Annotated in this window: 21 protein-coding genes; 11 read left to right on the forward strand and 10 right to left on the reverse strand. The window is 71.2% G+C overall.

Annotation, left to right across the window (positions count from 1 at the left end; genetic code table 11):
• Position 1 precedes the first annotated feature (1 nt).
• Genes VET29_RS04320 through VET29_RS04330 form a run of 3 tightly spaced genes read right to left on the reverse strand, consistent with a single transcriptional unit; the run spans position 2 to position 2,864 of the window.
• On the reverse strand, positions 2-1,198 hold the full coding sequence (locus VET29_RS04320) for an NAD(P)/FAD-dependent oxidoreductase (RefSeq protein ID WP_324914918.1): 1,197 nt from the start codon (positions 1,196-1,198) through the stop codon (positions 2-4).
• A complete protein-coding gene (locus VET29_RS04325) occupies positions 1,198-2,334 on the reverse strand; it encodes a hypothetical protein (protein ID WP_324914920.1) in 1,137 nt (378 codons plus the stop codon). The genes VET29_RS04320 and VET29_RS04325 overlap by 1 nt, the downstream gene beginning before the upstream one ends.
• Positions 2,335-2,339: 5 nt before the next feature.
• On the reverse strand, positions 2,340-2,864 hold the full coding sequence (locus VET29_RS04330) for a VOC family protein (protein WP_324914922.1): 525 nt from the start codon (positions 2,862-2,864) through the stop codon (positions 2,340-2,342).
• A 132-nt stretch (positions 2,865-2,996) separates the two neighbouring features.
• On the opposite strand from VET29_RS04330, the gene VET29_RS04335 reads away from it, so the two are divergent.
• Positions 2,997-3,998, forward strand: a complete 1,002-nt coding sequence (locus tag VET29_RS04335; protein WP_324914924.1) for an aldo/keto reductase — start codon at positions 2,997-2,999, stop codon at positions 3,996-3,998.
• Positions 3,999-4,002: 4 nt separating this feature from the next.
• On the opposite strand, the gene VET29_RS04340 is transcribed toward VET29_RS04335, so the two are convergent.
• Genes VET29_RS04340 through VET29_RS04360 form a run of 5 tightly spaced genes read right to left on the reverse strand, consistent with a single transcriptional unit; the run spans position 4,003 to position 8,780 of the window.
• Complete coding sequence (locus tag VET29_RS04340) at positions 4,003-4,878, reverse strand: CoA transferase subunit A (RefSeq protein ID WP_324914927.1); 876 nt, start codon at positions 4,876-4,878, stop codon at positions 4,003-4,005.
• Entirely contained in the window at positions 4,875-6,425 is a 1,551-nt protein-coding gene (locus VET29_RS04345) for a class I adenylate-forming enzyme family protein (protein ID WP_324914929.1), read from the reverse strand. The genes VET29_RS04340 and VET29_RS04345 overlap by 4 nt, the downstream gene beginning before the upstream one ends.
• A 14-nt stretch (positions 6,426-6,439) precedes the next feature.
• Entirely contained in the window at positions 6,440-7,174 is a 735-nt protein-coding gene (locus VET29_RS04350) for an alpha/beta hydrolase (RefSeq protein WP_324914931.1), read from the reverse strand.
• Positions 7,171-7,989 (reverse strand): alpha/beta hydrolase, encoded by an 819-nt coding sequence (locus VET29_RS04355; RefSeq protein WP_324914933.1) that lies wholly within the window; start codon positions 7,987-7,989, stop codon positions 7,171-7,173. The genes VET29_RS04350 and VET29_RS04355 overlap by 4 nt, the downstream gene beginning before the upstream one ends.
• Entirely contained in the window at positions 7,986-8,780 is a 795-nt protein-coding gene (locus VET29_RS04360; RefSeq protein WP_324914935.1) for a CoA-transferase subunit beta, read from the reverse strand. Before VET29_RS04360 ends, VET29_RS04355 begins: the two co-directional genes overlap by 4 nt.
• Positions 8,781-8,898: 118 nt before the next feature.
• Here VET29_RS04360 and VET29_RS04365 point away from each other — a divergent pair, with 118 nt between their 5' ends.
• Genes VET29_RS04365 through VET29_RS04390 form a run of 6 tightly spaced genes read left to right on the forward strand, consistent with a single transcriptional unit; the run spans position 8,899 to position 13,550 of the window.
• Positions 8,899-9,789: a DUF6282 family protein gene (locus VET29_RS04365; RefSeq protein WP_324914938.1), complete on the forward strand. Its 891-nt coding sequence runs from the start codon at positions 8,899-8,901 to the stop codon at positions 9,787-9,789.
• Positions 9,790-9,804: 15 nt separating this feature from the next.
• Entirely contained in the window at positions 9,805-10,728 is a 924-nt protein-coding gene (locus VET29_RS04370) for a hypothetical protein (protein ID WP_324914941.1), read from the forward strand.
• Positions 10,721-11,479, forward strand: coding sequence for an HpcH/HpaI aldolase family protein (locus VET29_RS04375; RefSeq protein WP_324914943.1), 759 nt, complete (start codon positions 10,721-10,723; stop codon positions 11,477-11,479). The genes VET29_RS04370 and VET29_RS04375 overlap by 8 nt, the downstream gene beginning before the upstream one ends.
• A complete protein-coding gene (locus VET29_RS04380; protein ID WP_324914945.1) occupies positions 11,476-11,901 on the forward strand; it encodes a lipocalin-like domain-containing protein in 426 nt (141 codons plus the stop codon). The genes VET29_RS04375 and VET29_RS04380 overlap by 4 nt, the downstream gene beginning before the upstream one ends.
• 12 nt (positions 11,902-11,913) lie before the next feature.
• Positions 11,914-12,753 carry an amidohydrolase family protein gene (locus VET29_RS04385; RefSeq protein WP_324914947.1) on the forward strand — a complete coding sequence of 280 codons (840 nt, stop codon included), beginning with the start codon at positions 11,914-11,916 and terminating at the stop codon, positions 12,751-12,753.
• Positions 12,750-13,550, forward strand: a complete 801-nt coding sequence (locus tag VET29_RS04390) for an amidohydrolase family protein (RefSeq protein WP_324914949.1) — start codon at positions 12,750-12,752, stop codon at positions 13,548-13,550. Before VET29_RS04385 ends, VET29_RS04390 begins: the two co-directional genes overlap by 4 nt.
• A 158-nt stretch (positions 13,551-13,708) precedes the next feature.
• On the opposite strand, the gene VET29_RS04395 is transcribed toward VET29_RS04390, so the two are convergent.
• Together VET29_RS04395 and VET29_RS04400 are read right to left on the reverse strand one after the other, a co-directional pair.
• Positions 13,709-14,785: an ABC transporter substrate-binding protein gene (locus VET29_RS04395; protein WP_324914951.1), complete on the reverse strand. Its 1,077-nt coding sequence runs from the start codon at positions 14,783-14,785 to the stop codon at positions 13,709-13,711.
• A 26-nt stretch (positions 14,786-14,811) separates the two neighbouring features.
• The gene (locus tag VET29_RS04400) at positions 14,812-15,753 is read right to left on the reverse strand and encodes a DUF6282 family protein (protein WP_324914953.1); all 942 of its coding nucleotides are present in this window, start codon (positions 15,751-15,753) and stop codon (positions 14,812-14,814) included.
• Between the two features lie 168 nt (positions 15,754-15,921).
• Here VET29_RS04400 and VET29_RS04405 point away from each other — a divergent pair, with 168 nt between their 5' ends.
• The 4 genes from VET29_RS04405 (at position 15,922) to VET29_RS04420 (ending at position 19,404) form a co-directional block, all read left to right on the forward strand.
• Positions 15,922-16,716: an IclR family transcriptional regulator gene (locus tag VET29_RS04405; protein ID WP_324914955.1), complete on the forward strand. Its 795-nt coding sequence runs from the start codon at positions 15,922-15,924 to the stop codon at positions 16,714-16,716.
• Complete coding sequence (locus tag VET29_RS04410; protein ID WP_324914957.1) at positions 16,709-17,506, forward strand: ABC transporter ATP-binding protein; 798 nt, start codon at positions 16,709-16,711, stop codon at positions 17,504-17,506. The genes VET29_RS04405 and VET29_RS04410 overlap by 8 nt, the downstream gene beginning before the upstream one ends.
• A gap of 12 nt (positions 17,507-17,518) precedes the next feature.
• The gene (locus VET29_RS04415) at positions 17,519-18,433 is read left to right on the forward strand and encodes an ABC transporter permease (RefSeq protein WP_324914959.1); all 915 of its coding nucleotides are present in this window, start codon (positions 17,519-17,521) and stop codon (positions 18,431-18,433) included.
• A 71-nt stretch (positions 18,434-18,504) separates the two neighbouring features.
• Positions 18,505-19,404 carry an NADP-dependent oxidoreductase gene (locus tag VET29_RS04420; RefSeq protein ID WP_324914961.1) on the forward strand — a complete coding sequence of 300 codons (900 nt, stop codon included), beginning with the start codon at positions 18,505-18,507 and terminating at the stop codon, positions 19,402-19,404.
• The last annotated feature ends 91 nt before the right edge of the window (positions 19,405-19,495 follow it).

A 19,495-nucleotide genomic window follows, 5' to 3' on the forward strand; every position in this document is an offset into this window, starting at 1 on the left:
GTCACCCCCTGCCACGGGGTGGCAGGTCGTAGGCACGGGCGTTGGAGATCATCGCCGCGTCCATCATCCACGCCTTCGCGCGTTCGGGGTCGGCGACGGTCTCCTGCATCTGCCGCTGGAACCGTTGCCGTTCCAGCTCGTCCCCCTCGGCGAGCGCGGTCGTCGTGCGGTGGGTGATCCGCTGGACCGTCTCCACGGCTGCCTTCCGCCGCCGCGTCGCCCAGAGGTCGAGTGCCGTCTCGTCGGCCGTGCCGTCGAGGAAACCGGTCAGCTGTACGGAAAGGTCGAACGCGTCGTGGATGCCGCCGTTCAGCCCCATGCCGCCCATCGGGCTGTTCACGTGCGCGGCGTCGCCGAGCAGCAGCACCCGGCCGTGCCGGAAGCTGTCGACGACCCGCTGGTGCACCGCGTAGGTCTTGCGCTCACGCAGCACCAGGTCCGGCCGGCCGAAGAGAGCCTCGAGCCGGGCGCCGACGTAGGCGTCCGACACCGCCTCGTCCGCGCTCACGTGCGGCGGCACCGCGACGACGACCCGCCAGACGTCCGGGACCTTCAGCACGAGCAGGTGCTCGACCGGGTCGGCGATGTAGTTGACGTGGCAGATGCCCGGCAGCAGCGTCTCGATCGGGTGGTCGATCGAGAGCACGAGGTACCGGTGCTCGTAGGTCAGCCCCTCGAACGGGAACCCCAGCGCCTTGCGGACCGTGCTGCTGGCCCCGTCGGCGGCCAGCACCCAGCTCGCGGTCGTGCTCTTGTCGCCGGCAGTCACCACCACGTGGTCACCCGACTCGCGGAGGTCGGTGAGCCCCGAGCCCATCCGGATCGTCACGTCCGGGTGGTCGGCTTCCAGCGCCGCCCGGATGATCTGGGTGTACTTGTACTGCTCCAGCTGCAACCGGTACGGGTACTCGGTCTCGTCGGCCAGCGCGCCGAAGTCGAACTCGGCGATCAGGCCGTCGCGGCGGTCCCGCACCTGGTAGCGCGGCGCGACCAGCCCGGCCTCGATCATCGTGTCCGCGATGCCGAGATGCCGGGCGATCTCGATGGTCGGCGGGTGGAAGGTCGACGCACGCCACTCGGTGGACAGCTCGGTCGCCTGCTCGAAGACGGTGACCGGCACGCCACGGCGGGCGAGTGCCAGCGCGGCGGTGAGCCCGACCGGCCCGGCCCCGATGACGGCTACCTCGGCGTCGGCCATCACGGGCTCCACTCGACGATGTGGTCGCACATCTCGGCGGCCAGCTCCGGGGTGCCCTGGAAGTAGTGGTCAGCGCCGGTGATCTCGACCAGCGCGCGCCGGTCGTGGGTCACCGCGTCGTACATCCCCTTGGCATGACTGGGAAAGGCAGCGCAGTCGGCCGAGCCGTACACGACCAGGACCGGGGCGGCCACGCCTGCCAGGCAGCGGTAGGCGTTGGCGCGACTGCGGGTGTAGCTCCACTGGCTGAGCCAGGACCGCAGGCTGGTGAGGTGGCCGAGCGACGCGGGCTGGAAGTTCGCGGTCCACGGGTCGCCCCACAGCGTCCCGGGGCGGCGGTCGGACGGGTCGACGGCCAGGTCGGTGAACCGCGGGTCGGCGGCCGTGCCGTGGACGACGAACGGGAGGTCGTCCGGGCCGGTCTTCTCACCGTGCCGGCCTTCCCGCCCGTGGGCGGCGAGGCCGGCCAGCTGGTCGTCCACCCAGCCGGTGATCCGCTCGTTGCGGGCGATCTGGGCGGCCCGGTACCGGTCGAGGAACTCGGCGTCGAAGGTGGGGCCGTGGGCGAACATGTCGAGGGCGAGGTCGCGGTCGAACGGGCGGGTCTCGTCGGTGATCGCCGGGTCCAGGCCCTCGGTGTAGACGGTCGCGCGGCCGGGATGTGCCATCGCCATCACGATCCGGTCCGCCGGCGGCAGGCCGGTGAGGTCCACCGGGTCGCCGGCCGGGGTCTCGGTGATCGTCGGGTGCTCAGCCTGCTCCTGGTAGAGGGCGGCCAGCCCGCCGCCGCCGGAGTTGCCCACGAGCACGACCTCGGCGTAGCCCAGCCCACGCAGGTGCGCGATGGCGGCGCCGATGTCGAGGACGCAGTTCTCCATGATGAGCGCCGAGTCGTTGCCGACGTAGCGGGTGCACAGCCCCACCGCGGCCACGCCGCGGGACGCGAGGTCCCGCAACGCGTAGTGCCCCAGGAAGTTCGACGCGGGGTGCACGATGAGGACCGCCGTCGTCGGGGACTGCCGGTCGTCGCGCCACAGCGCCGCCCAGATCGAGCCGGACAGCCGGGCAACGCCGGAGTTGATGTCCAGCCGCTGGCCGGCCGGCATGGGGATCGCGAGGAGTTCGCGGGTCAGCACGAGCGTCAGGCCTTGCGTGCGTTCCAGGCGCGCAGTGCGGCGGCGCCTTCGGTCGCGTCGTCGTCGGTGAGGTCACGGGTCTGGAGCGTCAGCTCGATCCGCACGCCGTTGGGATCGAAGATGTACAGCGACTCCCAGACGCCGTCGTGGTCGACGATCCCGTTCACCTCGATGCCCTCGGCCTCGAAGTGGGCCTTCCACGCGTGCAGCTCGTCCATCGAGTCGACGTTCAGCGCGATGTGCCGGATCCAGGACGGGATCCCGTCCGGCGTGGCGTTCGGCAGGCCGTCGACCTCGAAGAACGCGATGGCCCCGCCGTCGCTCAGCCCGAAGAAGGTGTGCAGGTACGGGGTCCGCTCACCACTGGAGGGCACCACGTCCAGCTTGATCGCGGCGAGGAACGGGCACTTCAGCACCTGTGTGTAGAAGTCGTGCGTCCGCTGGGAGTCCCAGGTCGGGTAGGCGATGTGGTTGAGCGAGCGAGGGGCGCGGAGGACAGGGGTCTCTGAACGAGCGACGGTGCCAGTCATTGCAGCCCTTCTCGATTATGGGACACATAGTCCGCTATGAGTAACGATAGTGGGACCTTACCTGTCGGGTTGTCAATTGGCCATTACATATAGGACAGTAGGTCCGATAATCGGTCAACCGAGGAGTCCAGTGTGGAGTACACCCGTCTCGGCCGCAGCGGGCTGGAGGTCAGCCGCCTGGTGCTGGGGACCGACAACTTCGGCACCCAGACCGACGCCGACGATGCCTTCGCGATCATGGACCGGGCGCTGGACCTGGGGATCAACATGATCGACACGGGTGACGTCTACGGCTGGCGGTTCGGCGAGGGGTACACCGAGCAGATCATCGGGCAGTGGCTGGCCACCGGCGGCGGCCGCCGCGAGCGCACGGTGCTCGCCACCAAGCTCTACGGGAAGATGGCCGACTGGCCCAACAACTCCGGCCTGTCCGCCCTGCACATCCGCCGCGGCTGCGAGGCGTCGCTGCGCCGCCTGGGGACCGACCACCTCGACATCTACCAGCCCCACCACATCGACCGATCGGTGTCGTGGGAGGAGATCTGGGAGGCGATGGACGTCCTGCGGACCCAGGGCAAGATCGTCTACGTGGGGTCGTCCAACCATCCCGGCTGGCACATCGCGGCGGGGCAGGAGGCGGCGGCCCGGCGCAACCGGATGGGCCTGATCAGTGAGCAGACCATCTACAACCTGCTCGAACGCACCGCGGAGCTGGAGGTGCTGCCGGCCTGCCAGCACTACGGCCTCGGCATGATGGCGTGGTCGCCACTGGACGCGGGGCTGCTCGGCGGGGTCCTGCGCAAGGAGCGCGAGAAGACCATGGGCGAGCCGCTGCCCGGCGCGCGGATCGCGAAGACGCGCGGCAACCGGCTGGCCAAGCTCGACCGCCACCGCGACGCCGTGCAGGCGTACGAGGACCTGTGCGACGAGCTGGGCGCCGCGCCGGCCGACGTCGCGATGGCGTGGCTGCTCGGCCGGCCCGGTGTCTCCGCGGCGCTCATCGGACCGCGCACGGTGGACCAGCTCGTCAGCGCTGTCGGTGCCCTCAAGGTCGAGCTGGACGAGCGGACCCTCGCCCGGCTCGACGAGATCTTCCCCGGCCGAGGGCCCGCGCCCGAGGCCTACTCCTGGTGAGTGGTCAGCGAAACGTCTGCCGCAGCCCGAGCAACCGCGTCACCCCGATCCGCTCCAGGTAGCCGGCGTGGTCGTCGACCGAGTGCACGTACTCCTTGAGGTACTTGGCCGTATCGCCGGCCACGGCCAGGTCCCGGTACTCGACCAGCTGGTCGCGGTCGTAGCCGTAGTGGCCCGGTGAGGACAGCGGATGCGCGCCGTAGGGGGCGTGCGCGACGCGTTCGACGATCGCGCCGGGGATGGAGACGATGCGCGGGTCGGGGGCCGGCGCGTACTCGTCGAGGATCTCGTCGGAGCTGATGATGACGTGGTCGCTCGCCTTCGCCATCACGTCCTCGAAGCGGCGCTGGCCGAAGATCTGGGTGTTGCCCTTGCGGTCGGCGACCTGCGCGTGGAAGAGACCGTAGTCGGCCCGCAGCGCGGGAATCGTGGTCACGGTCCTGCCGGTGTACGGGTCGGTCGTGGTCTTGATCATCGGGTTGACCTTGGGCAGGTCGGTGCCCTCGTACAGCGGCGGCAGCGGCAGGAAGGGCAGGCGGCTGGCGCCGGCGCGGAAGCCGTAGACCACGTACGCCTCGTCGCCCTCGACGATCTCGATCGTCTTCTCCTGCGCGGCCCGGCGGAAGTTGGGTGCGAGACCGAGGAACTCCAGGCCCACGTAGGACACGTGCAGCTTTCGCACTGCGCCTGCCGCGATCAGCATGTCGACCGGCGGTCCCGCGCTGGGCGTGGGGATCAGCTCCAGATCCTTGACCCCACGCCGGATCAGCGCGTTGACGAGCGCCATCGGGCTGTTGTGCGAGTGCACGCCGCCGAGCGCGATCGTCGCGCCGTCGGGGATGTCGGCCACTGCCTCGTCGGGGGTGGTCACCTTGCTCATGAACGCTCCTTGGTGCCGAGCAGGGCCAGGCCGGAACCGCTTTTCAGCTCGGCCCTCTTGATCTTGCCGCCCTCGTCCACCGGCAGCGTGTCGACGAACTCGACCTCGCGAGGGCACTTGTACCTGGACAGCTGTGTGGCGCAGTGGTCGATGACGTCCTGCTCGGTGAGCCGGCTGCCGGGGACGACCTGCACCAGCGCCTTGACAGCCTCGCCGAACCGTTCGTCCGGCACGCCGAGCACCGCCGCCCGGTGCACGCCGGGGCAGCTCTGCAACACCGCCTCGACCTCGCCCGCGTAGACGTTCTGGGCACCGGTGCGGATCACGCCCTGCGCGCGGTCGGCGAGGTAGAGGTAGCCGTCCTCGTCCCGCCAGGCCATGTCACCCAGCCGCAGCCAGCCGTCCTTGAGGACCTTCTGGGTGGCCTCCGGCTGGCACCAGTACCCGGAGAAGACGCTGGCGGCGCGGATCCGCATCTCGCCGGTCTCGCGGGGCGCCACCTCGCGGTCGTCCTCGTCGAAGATCTTCACCTCGGCGAACGCGGCCGGCCGTCCCACCGGGACGATCGACGAGGCGTCGGTGCGCAGGAATCGTTGGTGGTCCTCAGGGGTGAGCAGCGCGGCGAAGCCCCCGGCCTCGGTGGCCCCGAACGCGTGGTAGAGCCGCAGGTCGAGCCGCTCGGTGAGGGAGCGGATGAGGTTCCAGGACACGGCGGCGCCGCCGTAGCCGACGAGGTCGAGCGTGCGGGCGCGGGTCGCGTCCAGGTCCGGCAGCGCGGCCACGAGGTCCACCAGCATCGTCGGCACGAGGAAGGCATGCACGACGCCGTACCGCTCGACGTCGGCCAGGAACGCCGCGGGGTCGAACCGGCGGCGCACCAGCAGCGGGACCCCGAGGTAGGCGGTGGTGGTGACGAAGGAGGCGCCGACCCCGAGGCTCATCGGCATGGAGATCCAGGTCGGCCCACCCCTGGGGACCTCGACCTCGCACAGGTAGTTGGCGGTGCTGGCGAGCTGCTGGTCGTGGGTGGCCATGCAGCCTTTCGCCGCGCCGGTGGTGCCGCTGGTGTAGCGCAGCGAGCGCAGGTCCGACCCGGTGCCCATCTCCGGTACCGGCTCGGGGTCACCGCTCGCCAGCACGTCGTCGAAGGGGTCTCCGCCCTCGATGTCGCCGACGGTGATGATCCGGCGGATCGCCGGGGCGCCCGCGGCGGCCTCGACCGCGACCGCGGAGTCGCAGATTACCGCCGAGGCGCCGGAGTGGACGAGGATGCGCCGCATCTCGGGCACCGTCAGGCGGGGGTTGATCCCGACCGTCACCAGGTTGGCCTTCCACAACCCGTGGTAGGCGATCACCACCTGGACGTCGTTGGCGAGCACGAGCGCGACCCGTTCCTGGGGCAGGTGGCCGCGGTCGATCAGCGCGTGGGCGAGGCGGTTGGTCTCGCGGTCAAGCTCGGCCCAGGTCAGCTCGGCGCTCTCGGCGATGACGGCGAGCTGGTCGGCGCGCCGCACCGCGTTCTGGCGCAGGAGGTTCTCGATGCGCATGGCGGCTCCGGAGGTCAGCCGCGCGTCGCGGCGAGGTCGGTCTTGATCAGGTCCGCGACCCGGGCGGGGTGGTCGAGGTGCGGGTTGTGGCCGGCACCGGGGATGATCTCCACCGCACGGCCGAGGACGGCGGCCATGTCGGCGGGGTCGATCCCGGGGTCGGCGTCCCCGCAGACGAGCCGGACCGGCGACGCGGCGCGGCGCATCACGGTGGCCAGTTCCTCTTGCGTGGCAGGGGGATCGGCGGTGAGGTGCGGGTCGGCGGCCAGTTGGTAGCCGTCCGGGGTGTGCCGGATCCCGGACGCGAGGCCGGGGGAGTCCTCGCGCAGCCCGCTGACCTTCGCGAAGCGGCGCAGCGCGTCGTCCCGGTCGGCGAAGGTCCGAGGTGGACGGCTGCCACGCCTGGAGAGTTCTTCCGGCGTCCAGAGGACTTTCATCGCGATCGCGGTCACCGTGCGGGTACGGAAGTGCGTCCCATCGGCGAGAGTCAGTGCGATGAGCCCGCCGAGCGAGTGCCCGACGACGAGGTCCACGTCGGTCCCGACCGCCGCGCCGATCGCCGCCGCGTAGTCGTCGTGGTGGTAGGCGGGCAGCCAGTCGGATCGGCCGTGTCCCGGGAGGTCCACGACGATCCAGCGGCAGCCGATCTCACCGAGGACGGGTGCCCATACCGCACCGGTCGCACCTGAACCGTGCAGGAACAACACCGTCGGCCCGGGGTCACCACCGCGTTCGATGTGGACGGTCACGTGGCCACCTCGTTCAGGAACTCGAGTACGGCGGCGGCGAATTCGGCGGGCCGCTCGATCTGCGGGTAGTGCCCGCTGCCGGCGACGGTGACGGTCCGTGCCCCCGGGATCTGGTCGGCCAGCGCCTGCCAGGTGTCTGCCGGAACCAGCGCGTCATGCTCGCCCCGGATGAGTTGAACCGGAACCCTGATCGACCCGTAGTCGCGGGCCGGTTGGGGGCCACCCCGCGCACGGACCGGGGAGCGCAGTGCGGCTGCCGCGCCGGTCTCCCAGGCGCCGGGCATCGCCGCGAACTCGTACCTCCGGCGCAGGAAGTCCTCACTGTCCCGGAAGGCCGGGTCGTGGAACAGCACCTCCATCGAGGGCCGCAGCCCGTCGAGGGTGCCGTCGAAGTCCTCCAGCACCTTCCGGCCCTGCGCGCTGGGCGGGGCGAGCCCGATGCCCGCCGCCACCACGGCCTCGATCGGCCACGGCGCGGAGTCCCGGTTGACCATGTCCAGCAGCATCCGGCCAGTGAGCGAGGTGCCGACGAAGTACGCCCGCTGGATGTCCAGCGTCCGCAGCACCGCCGACACCTGGGCGATCATCAGCCTGCGCTGCCCGCCCGCGAAGTCCCGGAGCTTGCTGCTCCGGCCGAAGCCGACCAGGTCCAGTGCCAGCACTCGGAACTGCGTGCTCCACAACGGGATGCAGCTCTCCCACGTCAGCTCCGCCGCCGCGCCGTACTCCCCGCCATGCAGCAGGACGACGACCGGGCCGTCCCCGGCGTCGCGGTAGTGCGTCCGGATACCGTCGGCGACGACGTAGTGGCTCATGCGACCGGGGCGTAGCGGCGGAGCACGCCGTCCGAGTCCACCGCGGTGCGGAGCAGGTGCAGTTCCTCGGGCGTCGGTGGCGTGACGGTCTCGACGTCGTCCGCGACTGGCAGGTCGAACCCGGTCGCCGCGCGGATCTCCTCGACCGTCGTCCACGGGTGGGTCTTGCGCAGCCGCATGTGCTTGGTGTCCGGTTCGAAGTCGAAGACACCCAGCGGGGTGAACACCCGCCGTGGTCCGGAGGACTCCGGCCGCAGCACCTCCGCGCGGGAGTCGCCGCCGGACAGCCAGCCCGCCCCGCTGACGAAGTCCACCTTGTCCACGAACACCCTCGGCGTGTGGTGCTCGGTGTAGATGAAGCTCGACTTGAACCCGCCGGTGAACACCAGCCCGATGCTGCCAGGACCACGCACCTTCGGCTTGTCCCAGTCGCCGATCATCGCCATGTTCAGGTTGCCGAACTTGTCGATCTGCAACCCGCCGAGGAACGCGAAGTCGAAGCGGATCGCGGTCTCGAAGTCCACGACGTCGTCCAGGCTGTACTGGTACTCGGCCGTCACTAGGTTGCGGTAGTCCGCAGAGGACTCCGTCAGCCGACGGATCTTCGGGTTGCTCGCGCCGCTCCCGCCACAGAAGAACGTGAGGTTCGGCGCGTGTGTCAGCTGGGCCAGCCGCAACCCCGCCGCCGGGATGTGCGAGGCGGCGCCGATGGAACCGAACTCACCGTCCGACATCTCGTGCGAGATCGAGATCGCCATCATCTCGGCCCAGGTGTACGGCTCCGCGACCATGCGGCCTCCTCGTTGCGTGCCAGCGAGTTCCCGATTAACGTACACTAAGTCCAGATTTCGTTACAACGACGATGTTCACTCCGCAAGCTCCGGTCAGAAGTCGCCGATGGAGTCGCCGATGCCCCCCGCCACCGCGATCGAACGAGCCTTGCACGGTCTGGTCGACCTGCACTGCCACTCCGGGCCCAACCCCCTGCCGCGGCGGTTCGACCACGTCGAGGCCGCGCGGGACGGCGCCCGGCTGGGGATGCGTGCCCTGCTCGCCAAGTCGCACCACCACAACACGGTGATGGACATCCTGGCGATGCGAGAACAGCTGAGTGGACTGTCCACACAGGTGTACGGCGGCATCGCGCTGAACCAGTGGGTCGGCGGGATCAACCCGTACGCCGTGGAGCTGTGCCTGCGCATGGGCGGCCGGTGCGTCTGGTTCCCCACGGTGTCGTCCTCCGCGCACGTCGCCCACCACAACGCGGGCGGCGGCTTCCCGAACCCGACGATCCCGCTCAGCACGGCCCAGACCGACCTCCGCGGCGGCGACGGCGAACTGCTGCCCGAGGTGTTCCGGGTGCTCGACCTGATCGTGGAGGCCGGCGCGCTGCTCTCGGCCGGCCACCTGCCGGTCGACGACGTCGAGGCGTTGTTCACCACCGCCGCCGGACGCGGGGTGCGGCGGATGGTGGTGAGCCACCCCAACTTCCTGATCGGCTCGGACGCGGCACGGTGCCGTGAGCTGACCGCGCTCGGCGCCTACATCGAGCACGAGACCAGCATGTACGACCCGGAGGTCGCCCAGGCACGCGGCGGCCCCGACCTGCTCATGCGCTGGATCGAGGACGTCGGTCCGGAGCACACCGTGCTGGCCTCCGACCTCGGGCAGCGGGGCAGGCCGATGCCGGTCGACTCGTTCCTCCGGGTCGGCGGCGCGCTGCTCGACCTCGGCCTGCCCGAGAAGGACCTGCGCATGATCGTGCGGGACAACCCGGCCTTCCTGCTCGGTCTCGACTAACTGGAAAGGACGATCGTGTACAGCTCCACCGACCCCCGGGCGAGCCTGCCCACCAGCACCGCCGCCCGCTCCGACGAGCCGGTCGCGGCGCTCGCCACCTTCGAACTGCTCACCCTGCCCCCGGCCGAGGTGTCGGCGCGGGGCAGCCGCACGTGGTACGTCCGCGGCCAGAACTTCGTCCTGGCCTTCACCCGCGCGGTGGCCGGCGACCCACTGCGCCGCGCGGGACAACCGCACGAGTACGTGATCGTGTCGCCCCAGGACGGCCAGACCGTGGCGATCGAACACGGCACGGCCACCGACTCGTTGCGGGACAAGGGCGTCGCGATCGTCCCCGGCGGCGACAGCACCGTCACCCTCGACACCGACGCGGACGTGGTGCGCCTGTTCGACGTGCGCACCACCGACCTGCTCCCGATGTGCCACAACGCGGACAGCTACCAGAAGCCGCACCCGAGGGTCGCGTTGCTCGAACCGTGGCCGGACCCCGTCGACGGACCACGCATCCGGACCTACCGCAACGCCGACCACCCCGTCGAAGAAGGCCGGTTCGGCCGCATCTTCCGGTCCAGCGCGTTCATGGTCAACTTCGGCGACGCCCGGCCCGGTCCACGCAACCCGAACCGGATGTCCCCGCACCACCACGACGACTTCGAGCAGTGCTCGCTCACGGTCGCGGGGGACTACGTTCACCACGTGCGCACACCGTGGACCGCGAAGCTCTCCCAGTGGCGGGACGACGAGCACGCCGAGGTCGCCAGCCCGGCCGTCGCGATCATCCCACCGCCGACCGTCCACACCAGCCAGGCCATGGGCGAGGGCGAGCACCTGCTGATCGACATCTTCAGCCCGCCGCGATGGGACTTCTCGGCCAAGCCCGGCTGGGTGCTCAACGCCGACGAGTACCCGGCACCCGAGACGGTGACGGCCGGTGTCTGACGGGCCGCTGACCGGGGGAGCGCTCGGCACGTGGATCAAGCTCGACACCACCGAGAGCGTCGAGATCATGGCCGACGCCGGGTTCGACTTCGTCGTCATCGACCTCGAACACTCGCCGCTCGGCCTCGACACGGCGGCGCGGATGATCTCGCTGGCCCGTGCCGCGCGGATGCTCCCGCTGGTCCGGGTGCCCGGCCACGACGCGGCGCGGATCGGCCGGATCCTCGACGCCGGCGCGGGCGGGATCCTGGCGCCCCATGTGGACAGTCCGGCGGAGGCTCGCCAGGTGGTGGCCGCGACACGCTTCCCGCCGCTCGGCGAGCGCGGCGCGGGCGGGACCAGCAGGGCCGGCCGCTGGGGACTGCTGCCCCGCGCGGAGTACGTCCGGGTCGGCAACGAGGATGTCCTGTGCGTCGCGCAGCTGGAGAGCGTCGCCGCGATCGAGGCGGCACCGGAGATCCTGGCCGTGGCAGGGATCGACGCCGTCTTCCTCGGCGCCGGTGACCTGTCCCTGTCACTGGGCCTCAGCCCCGGCGACGAGCGGGTGCTGGAACTGCTCGCCGCGGGCCGCGCGGCGGCCGCGGCGGCGGGTAAACCCTGTGGCGCGGCGGCCGCCGGGGCCGAGGCCGCGGTGCGTGCCGCCGGGCTCGGCCACGGGTTCCTCATCGTCGGCAACGACGCGACCATGCTCGCCAGATCCGCCCACGCGCTCGTCGGCTCGGTCCGCGACGGGCTGAGGAGCCACGCATGAACGACAACCCGCTGGTCGGCACCTGGGAACTGGTCGCCCACGAGGTACCGAGGGCGGACCCGGCACACCGCAACCCGCTCGGCCCCCGACCCCTCGGGCAGCTGATCTACACGGCGGACGGCTACATGGCCGTGCACTACATGGCGGGGGACCGGCCCCCGCTGGAGTCGGAGAACTGGCGCTACGCCACCGACACCGAGCGGCTCGCCGCGGTGCGTACCTACGGCGGCTACTCCGGCCGGTACACCTGGCTGGGCGACCGGGTCGAGCACCACGTCGACGCCAGCATCAACCCCAGCTGGATCGGCACGACCCTCACCCGGCTCGTCGACCTCGACGGCGCGGACATCGTGCTGCACGTGGGGTCCGGCGACCCCGGCGAGCCGCCGACCCCGGTGCTGCGGTGGCGCCGCCGCGGCTGAAGGCGAGAACCCGTGCTGATCGACGCACACGCCCACCTGGTCACCGACGACCCCGCCTACCCACCGGTCGGCGACGCCACGCTGATGCCGGCCGAACGCCTGCTGGACTCGTTGCGCGGCAACGGTTTCGCCGCCGCGGTCGCGGTGCAGCGGGCACACGTGTACGGCTACGACAACAGCTATGTCCTGGACTGCGCCCGGAGCCATCCCGACCGGCTGCGGGCGATGTGCGTCATCGACGGGCAGGCCGAGGACGCCGAGCGGACCGTCCGCGACCTGGCCGGGCGAGGTGCGTCCGCGATCCGGCTGACCGCACCGGGCGGGAACCACCTCGCGGGGCCGGGCGGCGCCGACTGGTTCGCCGGTGCGGCGGCCCGGCGGGTGTGGGCGGCCGCCGCCGACACCGGGCTGTCGATGTGCCTGCACGTCTACCGCTGGAACCGCGGCGACGTGCTGCGTGCGCTCCCGGCCGTCGTCCGTGCGTTCCCGGACGTGCCGGTGGTGCTCGACCACGTGGCCGCCCTGGACGTGGCCGGGCCGACCCCGTACCCGGACGGCGACCTGCTGCTGGCGTTGACCGGCGTGCCGTCGGTGTACGTCAAGGTGACCACCCTGAACTTCGCGCAGCTCCGCAGGGCCGGGCGCGACCCGGAGGTACTCGTCGGCTGGCTCGCCGAACACTTCGGCGCGGGCCGGGTCCTGTGGGGCTCCGACGTGACGCAGACCCGGGGCACCTACGACGAGATGGTCGCGATCGCCCGCCGCGCCGTCGCCTGCCTGCCCGAGGCGTCCGCCGCGGCGGTGCTCGGCGGCACCGCGGCGCGGCTCTACCACCTGGCGCCGGCCGGATGACCGAGCCCGTGGTGGACACCCACGTGCACCTGTTCACCGCCGACCTGCCACTGGCGTCGACCGCGTGGACGGTGCCGGAGGTCGAGCTGCCCGTGGCGGCGTTCGAGGACCTGATGACCCGGCACGGCGTGACCCACGGGGTCGTCTCGGCGATGAGCCTGCTCGGCGACCTGAACGACTACACGATCGGCGCGCTGCGCCGGAACCCCCGGCTGCGCGGCACCGTCACCGTCACCCCGGCCGCCGACCGGTACGTGCTGGAGCGGATGCGTGACGACGGCGTGGTGGGCGTCCGCTTCCAGTGGCGCCGGCGCGCGGACCTGCCCGACCTGACCGACCCGGAGTACCGCCGCCTGCTCTACCGCGTGGCCGACCTGGGCTGGCACGTGGAGCTGAACGTCGAACGCGACCGCATGCCACCGGTGCTCGACCAGCTCGTGCGGTCCGGTGTGGACATCGTGGTCGACCACTACGGCGATCCCGGTAGGGACAACGGGTATGCCAACCCGGGCGGCCAGTCCCTCCTCCGCGCGCTCGACACCGGCCGGGCACGGGTCAAGCTCTCGGCGGGCTACCGCTTCGGGGTCGCCGAGGAGGTGCTGGCCGGGTTCGCGGCGACGCTGCTCGCCCACGCGGGCCCGGAGCGGGTGTTCTGGGGCAGTGACGCGCCGTTCGTCGGTGCCCGGCGCCCGACCGGCTATGCGGAGGAGCTGGCGGTGCTGTCCAGAGCCGTGCCGGACGCCGCGGTGCGCGGGCGGATGTCCGCCGCGGCACGGGACTTCTACTTCACGCGCTGACGGGTCGGCCCGTGCTCCCGGGGAGGCCCTGACCGACACGGACGCCGATGGCGGCCACACCCCGCAGGTGGCCGCCATCGTGCGGTACCGCTCGCCGGCGTGCCGGTGACCCCGCCGCCGGCCCGGATGGTGTCCACACCGAGTGCCGGTGCCCACCCTCACTTCCGCGCGGAGGCCTGTTTCAGGACCTCGTCCCGCGAGAAGTCGTTGATGTCCTTGAGCAGGCTCGTGTCGACGATCTTGTCGACGTCCACCGGCTTGTCGATGAGGCCGGCCTTCCTGGCGAAGTCGACGGCGCGCCGCACCCCGCCGGGATCGATGGTGCCCCAGTCCTTCTTGCCGGCCGGGACGCCCAGGCCCTTGAGCCGGACCTGCAGCACCTTCACCTGCTGGGCCAGCGCGTCGGCCTCCGGGATCCCCGCGGCCGGCCGCGTGTCGGGCTCGACCTTCCACATCGCCCTGATGGCGGCCTCGGGGTTGGCCTGGGTGTACACGACACCCTTGGCGAACGCGCGGCCGAACTTGACGAACGCGTCGGAGTCGGCGTCGAGCCGGCTCTTGCGGGCGGCGAAACCGCCGCCGAACACCCCTGCCATCTCCTGGACGGGCAGGTCGGTGAGATGGATGCCGGCGTTCTTCACGATCTGGTACTGCGTGTCCCACAGCGCGAGCGCGTCGACCTGACCGTCCTTGATGGCGCTGACCTGCTGCGCGCCGACCCCGATCGGCACGAGCGTCGCGTCGTCCTCGCGCAGGCCGGCCATCTGCAGTGCGACCCGGGCGAAGGTCGCGCCGGAGCTGCTCACGTTGGTGACGCCGATGCGCTTGCCCTTGAGGTCGGCCACCTTCGAGATGTGCGAGCCGTCGAGCGTCGCGAGGCTGTAGATCCAGTCGCCGTAGTAGGAGGCGAAGTAGGCGAGGTCGGTGCCCTTGCTCGCGCCGATGATCACCGGCTCCGGGGTGACGAGCGCGATGTCGGCACCGCCCGCGATCACCTGCTGGGCCGCCTGGGTGCCCGAGGGCGGGAGGGAGAACTGGACGTCGAGGCCCTCGTCGGCGAAGTAGCCCTGCGACTGCGCGAGCAGGAACGTGGCGAAGCCGGCGTTCCAGGTTGGGGTGGTGACGGCGACCTTCAGTGTCGACGAGCCGCCGCCGCTCGCGGTCCCGCCGCAGGCGGTGAGCGTGGTGACCAGCAACGTGGCGAGCAGTCCGATGAGGACTCTGGGTTTGGGCATGTGTTCCTCCTTGAACACCTGGCAGATCAGGGTGCCAGTGGTCGAGCCTGGTGTCGGTCTTGCCGTCGGTGGGTCGGCCGGTCGTCGAGGCCCAGGAGGAACGCGGGGTTGTCGCGGGTCATCCGCTGCAGGTCACGTTCGGGCAGGCCCAGGTCGAGCAGGGCGGCGGCGACCCGCAGCAGTGCGTCGACGGGCCGGGGCCTGCCCACCTGGCCGAGGTCGGAGGCGAGCACGGTGTGCTCGGGACCGATCCGCTCGATCCACGTCAGGAGCTTCTTCGGGTCCCACTTGCGGTACCCCTCGGGGTCGTACATGCCCCACTCGTGCTCGACGTAGGCGCCGAGGCTCACCAGTTCGAGGCACTGCTCGGGCTCGGCGCCGATGACGAAGTCGGGATGGTTGACCACCATGCGGCGCACGCCGTGTTCCTTGGCGGCGGTGAACAGCTGGGTGATCAGCTCCGGGGTGTTGTGCCCGCCGGACAGCAGCGCGCCCGCCTCGACCACGTGGTCGAGCACCTCGTACACCTCGGGAATCAGCTCACCCGCGTCGTCGGTGAAGTCCACCCGCGCCGACGGCACGGGCACCGACGTGGTGGGGAAGCCGTCGCCCTCGGGATGACACGCGATGTGCCGGCCCGAGGAGAAGGTCGGGAACCAGACCGCGCGTCCGCCCATCCGCAACGCCATCGCCACCGCGTACGGGTTGATGCCGCCGACCTGGCTGTTGAGCGCGATCCCGCCGTAGGCCTCGGTGTCGGCCTTCGCGAGCCGGTCGCTCATCGCGAGCAGGTCCATGACCGTGCTGTGGTGGTGCGACTTGACCAGGATCGCCCGCATCCGGATCCGGTCCCCGTCCGCCGCCGCCTCCGCGTGGTCGAGCTCGCGCGGAAACGGGCTGGGGCCGGAGTGGCAGTGCAGGTCGACGGAGCCATGGAGCACGCGGACCAGGGCGTCGGGCGGAGCCATGCGGGTGAACCCCTTTCGTCGTGTTCACGATGCACACTCCATGTTCACTATGAGAGATGTCAAGAGCGAGTTTCCGCGATCGACGTTGCCGATTCAGGGATGATGTTCTATGTTTCCGCACATCGTGTTCATAAACTGAACATGAGGTGCGTGAAGGCGAGGACGACGATGACGTCAGGAGTGCCCGACGCGGGTACCGCGTCGAACGGCGACATCCAGGCGGTCTCCCGTACGGCGCAGATCCTGACGCTGTTCGGCCCGGACACGCCGGAGATCACCGTTGCCGAGGCGGCGGAGCGGCTCGGCCTCAACCGCACCACGCTGCACCGGTACTTCGTCTCGCTGGAGGCGGCCGGGCTGCTGGAGCGCACCGAGGAACGCAACTCGGTGTTCACGCCGGGCCAGGTGCTGCTGCAGCTGGGCGCGTTCGCGATCGGCCGCAGGAAGGTCATCAGGCTGGCCCTGCCGCACATGCGTGACCTCACCCGGGCGACCGGACTCACGGTGGTGCTCAGCCTGTGGGGCCCGTCGGGACCGGTGGTGTCCCATGTGGAGGACGACGAGTCGCACGGCACCATCGTCACGGTGCGCGTCGGCTCGCAGCTGTCGCTGAACGCCGCGCAGGCGCTGGTCTTCCTGGCGTTCCTGCCCGACCAGCTCACGGCCGACCGGCTGCTGGGGACGCTCCCGGCCGACCAGCGCATGCACGTACGGGAACGGATAGCCGGCATCCGCGAGCGCGGCATGACCGAACCCGTCCTCAACGCGCGGGGGATCAGCGTGATCGCCGCGCCGGTCTTCGGCAAGACGGCGATCTGCGCCACGCTCGCGTTCGTCGGCACCGCCCACCTGCTGCCGGTCGACGGCAGTGCCCGGGAGTCGGCACTGCTCGCCGAGGCGGCGGCACGCGTCACCGCGGAGATGGGCGGTGCGACCACCGCATCGGAGGGACAACATGACTGACGTCGTTGGCACGACCGTCGACCACGCCGTCGAGCTGCGGCACGTCCACAAGCGATACACGACGCGCCGGTCGCGGCGGGGCGCGGTGCGGGTGGTCGACGCCCTGCACGACGTCAGCCTCTCGGTCGCGCGGGGCGAGTTCGTCTCGATCGTCGGACCGAGCGGGTGCGGCAAGAGCACGCTGCTGAAGGTCCTGCTCGGACTCACCAGGCGCACGGCGGGGGAGGTCGACTTCGGCGGCACGAGCCGGCTGGGCATGGTGTTCCAGCAGCCGCTCCTGCTGCCGTGGCGCACGGTCACGAAGAACCTGTTGATATCACAGGACATCAACCACCGGCTTGCCCCGAACGAGGCGCGGGACCGGGCCGCGGCGATGCTGACGATGCTCGGGCTGGCGGAGTTCGCCGACCGCTACCCGGGCGAGCTGTCCGGCGGGATGCAGCAGCGGGTCGGCATCGGGCGCGCGCTCATGCACGACCCGGAGATCCTGCTCATGGACGAGCCGTTCGGCGCGCTGGACGCCATGACCCGCGACCAGATGGGCATGGACCTGCTGGACATCTGGGAGCGGGACCGCAAGACCGTGCTGTTCGTCACCCACAGCATTCCGGAGTCGGTGCTGCTGTCCGACCGCGTCGTCGTGATGACACCGCGGCCCGGGCGGATCGCCGACATCATCGACGTCGACCTGCCGCGCCCACGCAGGCTGGAGAACATCAACACACCCGAGTTCGGCGCGATCGTCCGCCGCATCCGGGTGCTGCTCAACTCCGAGAACAGCGCCCACTAGGCGGGAGGACCCATGACAACAGGACCGACACCCGGCCGCGGGCTACCGGAACGTGACGCGGGCCTGCCCCAGGTGCGGGACCGGACAGGACCTTCCGATCTGGACACGGTGGATCCCGGGGCGGCGGAACCGCCGCCCGAGCCCGGCCGCCGGCAGGTGCCAGGCGTGGTGCTGAGTGGCGCCGTGCTGGTGGTCGTGCTCGTCGCCTGGCAGGTCCTCGTGCGCGTCCTCGACGTGCCCATCGTCCTCGTCCCCGCGCCGACCGACGTCGTGACGTCGCTGGTCGCCGGTCTGGGCGACGGCACCCTGATCGAGCACGCGTGGGTGACGTTGCAGGAGATCCTGCTCGGTTTCGGCCTCGCCGTCGTCGCGGCGCTGCTGTGCGCGTTCCTCGTCACCCAGTCACGCGTGCTCGACAAGGCGCTGTTCCCCCTGATCGTGATGACCCAGACGATCCCGAAGGTGGCGATGGCGCCGCTGCTGGTCATCTGGTTCGGCACCGAGATGACGTCGAAGGTGCTGACGACCGCGCTCATCGCGTTCTTCCCGCTGTTGATCAACGCCATCCTCGGGCTGCGCTCGGCCGACCCCGACCAGGTCGACATGCTCCGCTCGTTCGGCGCGAGCCGGCTGGACGTGTTGCGCCGCCTGCAGATCCCGTCGGCGCTGCCCCACATCTTCGCCGGGCTCGACGTCGCCGTCGTCCTGTCGGTCACCGGCGCCATCGTCGCCGAGTTCGTCGGCGCGACCGCCGGCCTCGGCTACGTCATCCAGGCGACGAACTTCACCCTCGACGTGTCGCGAACCTTCGCCGTCCTCGTGATCCTGTCCGCCATCGGCCTCGCACTGCACGCGATCGTCGTGCTGTGCAACCGAAAGATCGTGTTCTGGTCGGCCGAGCACCGAACCGTCACGGAACAGGCCTGATGCCGGGGGCCGGCACCGCCCGTGGCCCGCGCCGGGCATAGGTTGTGGGTGAGTCGGCAGTGGAGGTGGGTGTGCGAGCGTACGGGTTCGTGCGGGTGGGTGGCCCCGAGCAGGAGTCCTTTCTGGACGTGCCGGTGCCGGAGCCGGGGCAGGGGGAGCTGCTCGTGCGCGTGCGGGCGGCCGGGGTGAACCCGGGGGACTGGCGGCTGCGGCAGGGCTCGTACGGCGAGGTGCGTTCCGCCGTGTTCGGTCGTGAGGTCGCCGGCACCGTCCTGCGGCTCGGCGCCGGCGTGACCGGGTTCGCCCCGGGGGACGAGGTGTTCGGCGGTTGTCCCGGCATGGTCGGCGGCTGGGCCGAGCAGGCCCTGGTCACCGCCGGGTTCGCCGCGCGCCGGCCGGACGGGGTGTCGCCGGAGGCCGCCGCCGTGTTGCCGGTCGCGGCCGGCACGGCCTATGACGCACTGGCCCAGCTCGCCCTGCCGGCGGGCGCCACCCTGCTGGTCAACGGGGCGGGCGGTGGCGTCGGCGTGCCGCTGCTGCAGCTCGCCCGGACGCGCGGGATCCGGGTCGTCGGTACCGCGAGCCCGGCCAAGCACGACCTCGTCGCCGCGCTCGGCGCGGTTCCCGTTTCCTACGGGGACGGGGTCGTGGACCGGATCCTGGCCGCCTCGCCGCAGGGCGTCGACGGCGTGTTCGACCTCGTCGGCGGGGACGCCCTGCGCGCGGTCGCGCCACTGGCCCCGCCCGACCGGCTGTTCTCCGTCGCGGACAAGGCACTCGTCCGCACGCTCGGTGGGCGGGACGTGGTGCGGGACCGCAGCACCCGCGTGCTGGCCGAGCTGGCCCGGCTGGTGGCCGCGGGGGAGCTGGACCCCTACGTCAGCCAGGTCCGGCCGCTGAGCGAGGCCGGCGCGGCCCTCGCGCTCGTCGAGGAGGGACACACCCAGGGCAAGATCGTCCTGGTGCCGTAGGTACCGAGCAGCGAGGCGTGCGGGGACACTAGTGTCCCGCGCCGGGAATGCGGTGATTAAGTCGGTGGATCCGGGTTTCTGCTGGCAAGGC

This window comes from Actinophytocola sp. (assembly GCF_035634895.1).
Classification (GTDB): Bacteria; Actinomycetota; Actinomycetes; order Mycobacteriales; family Pseudonocardiaceae; genus Actinophytocola.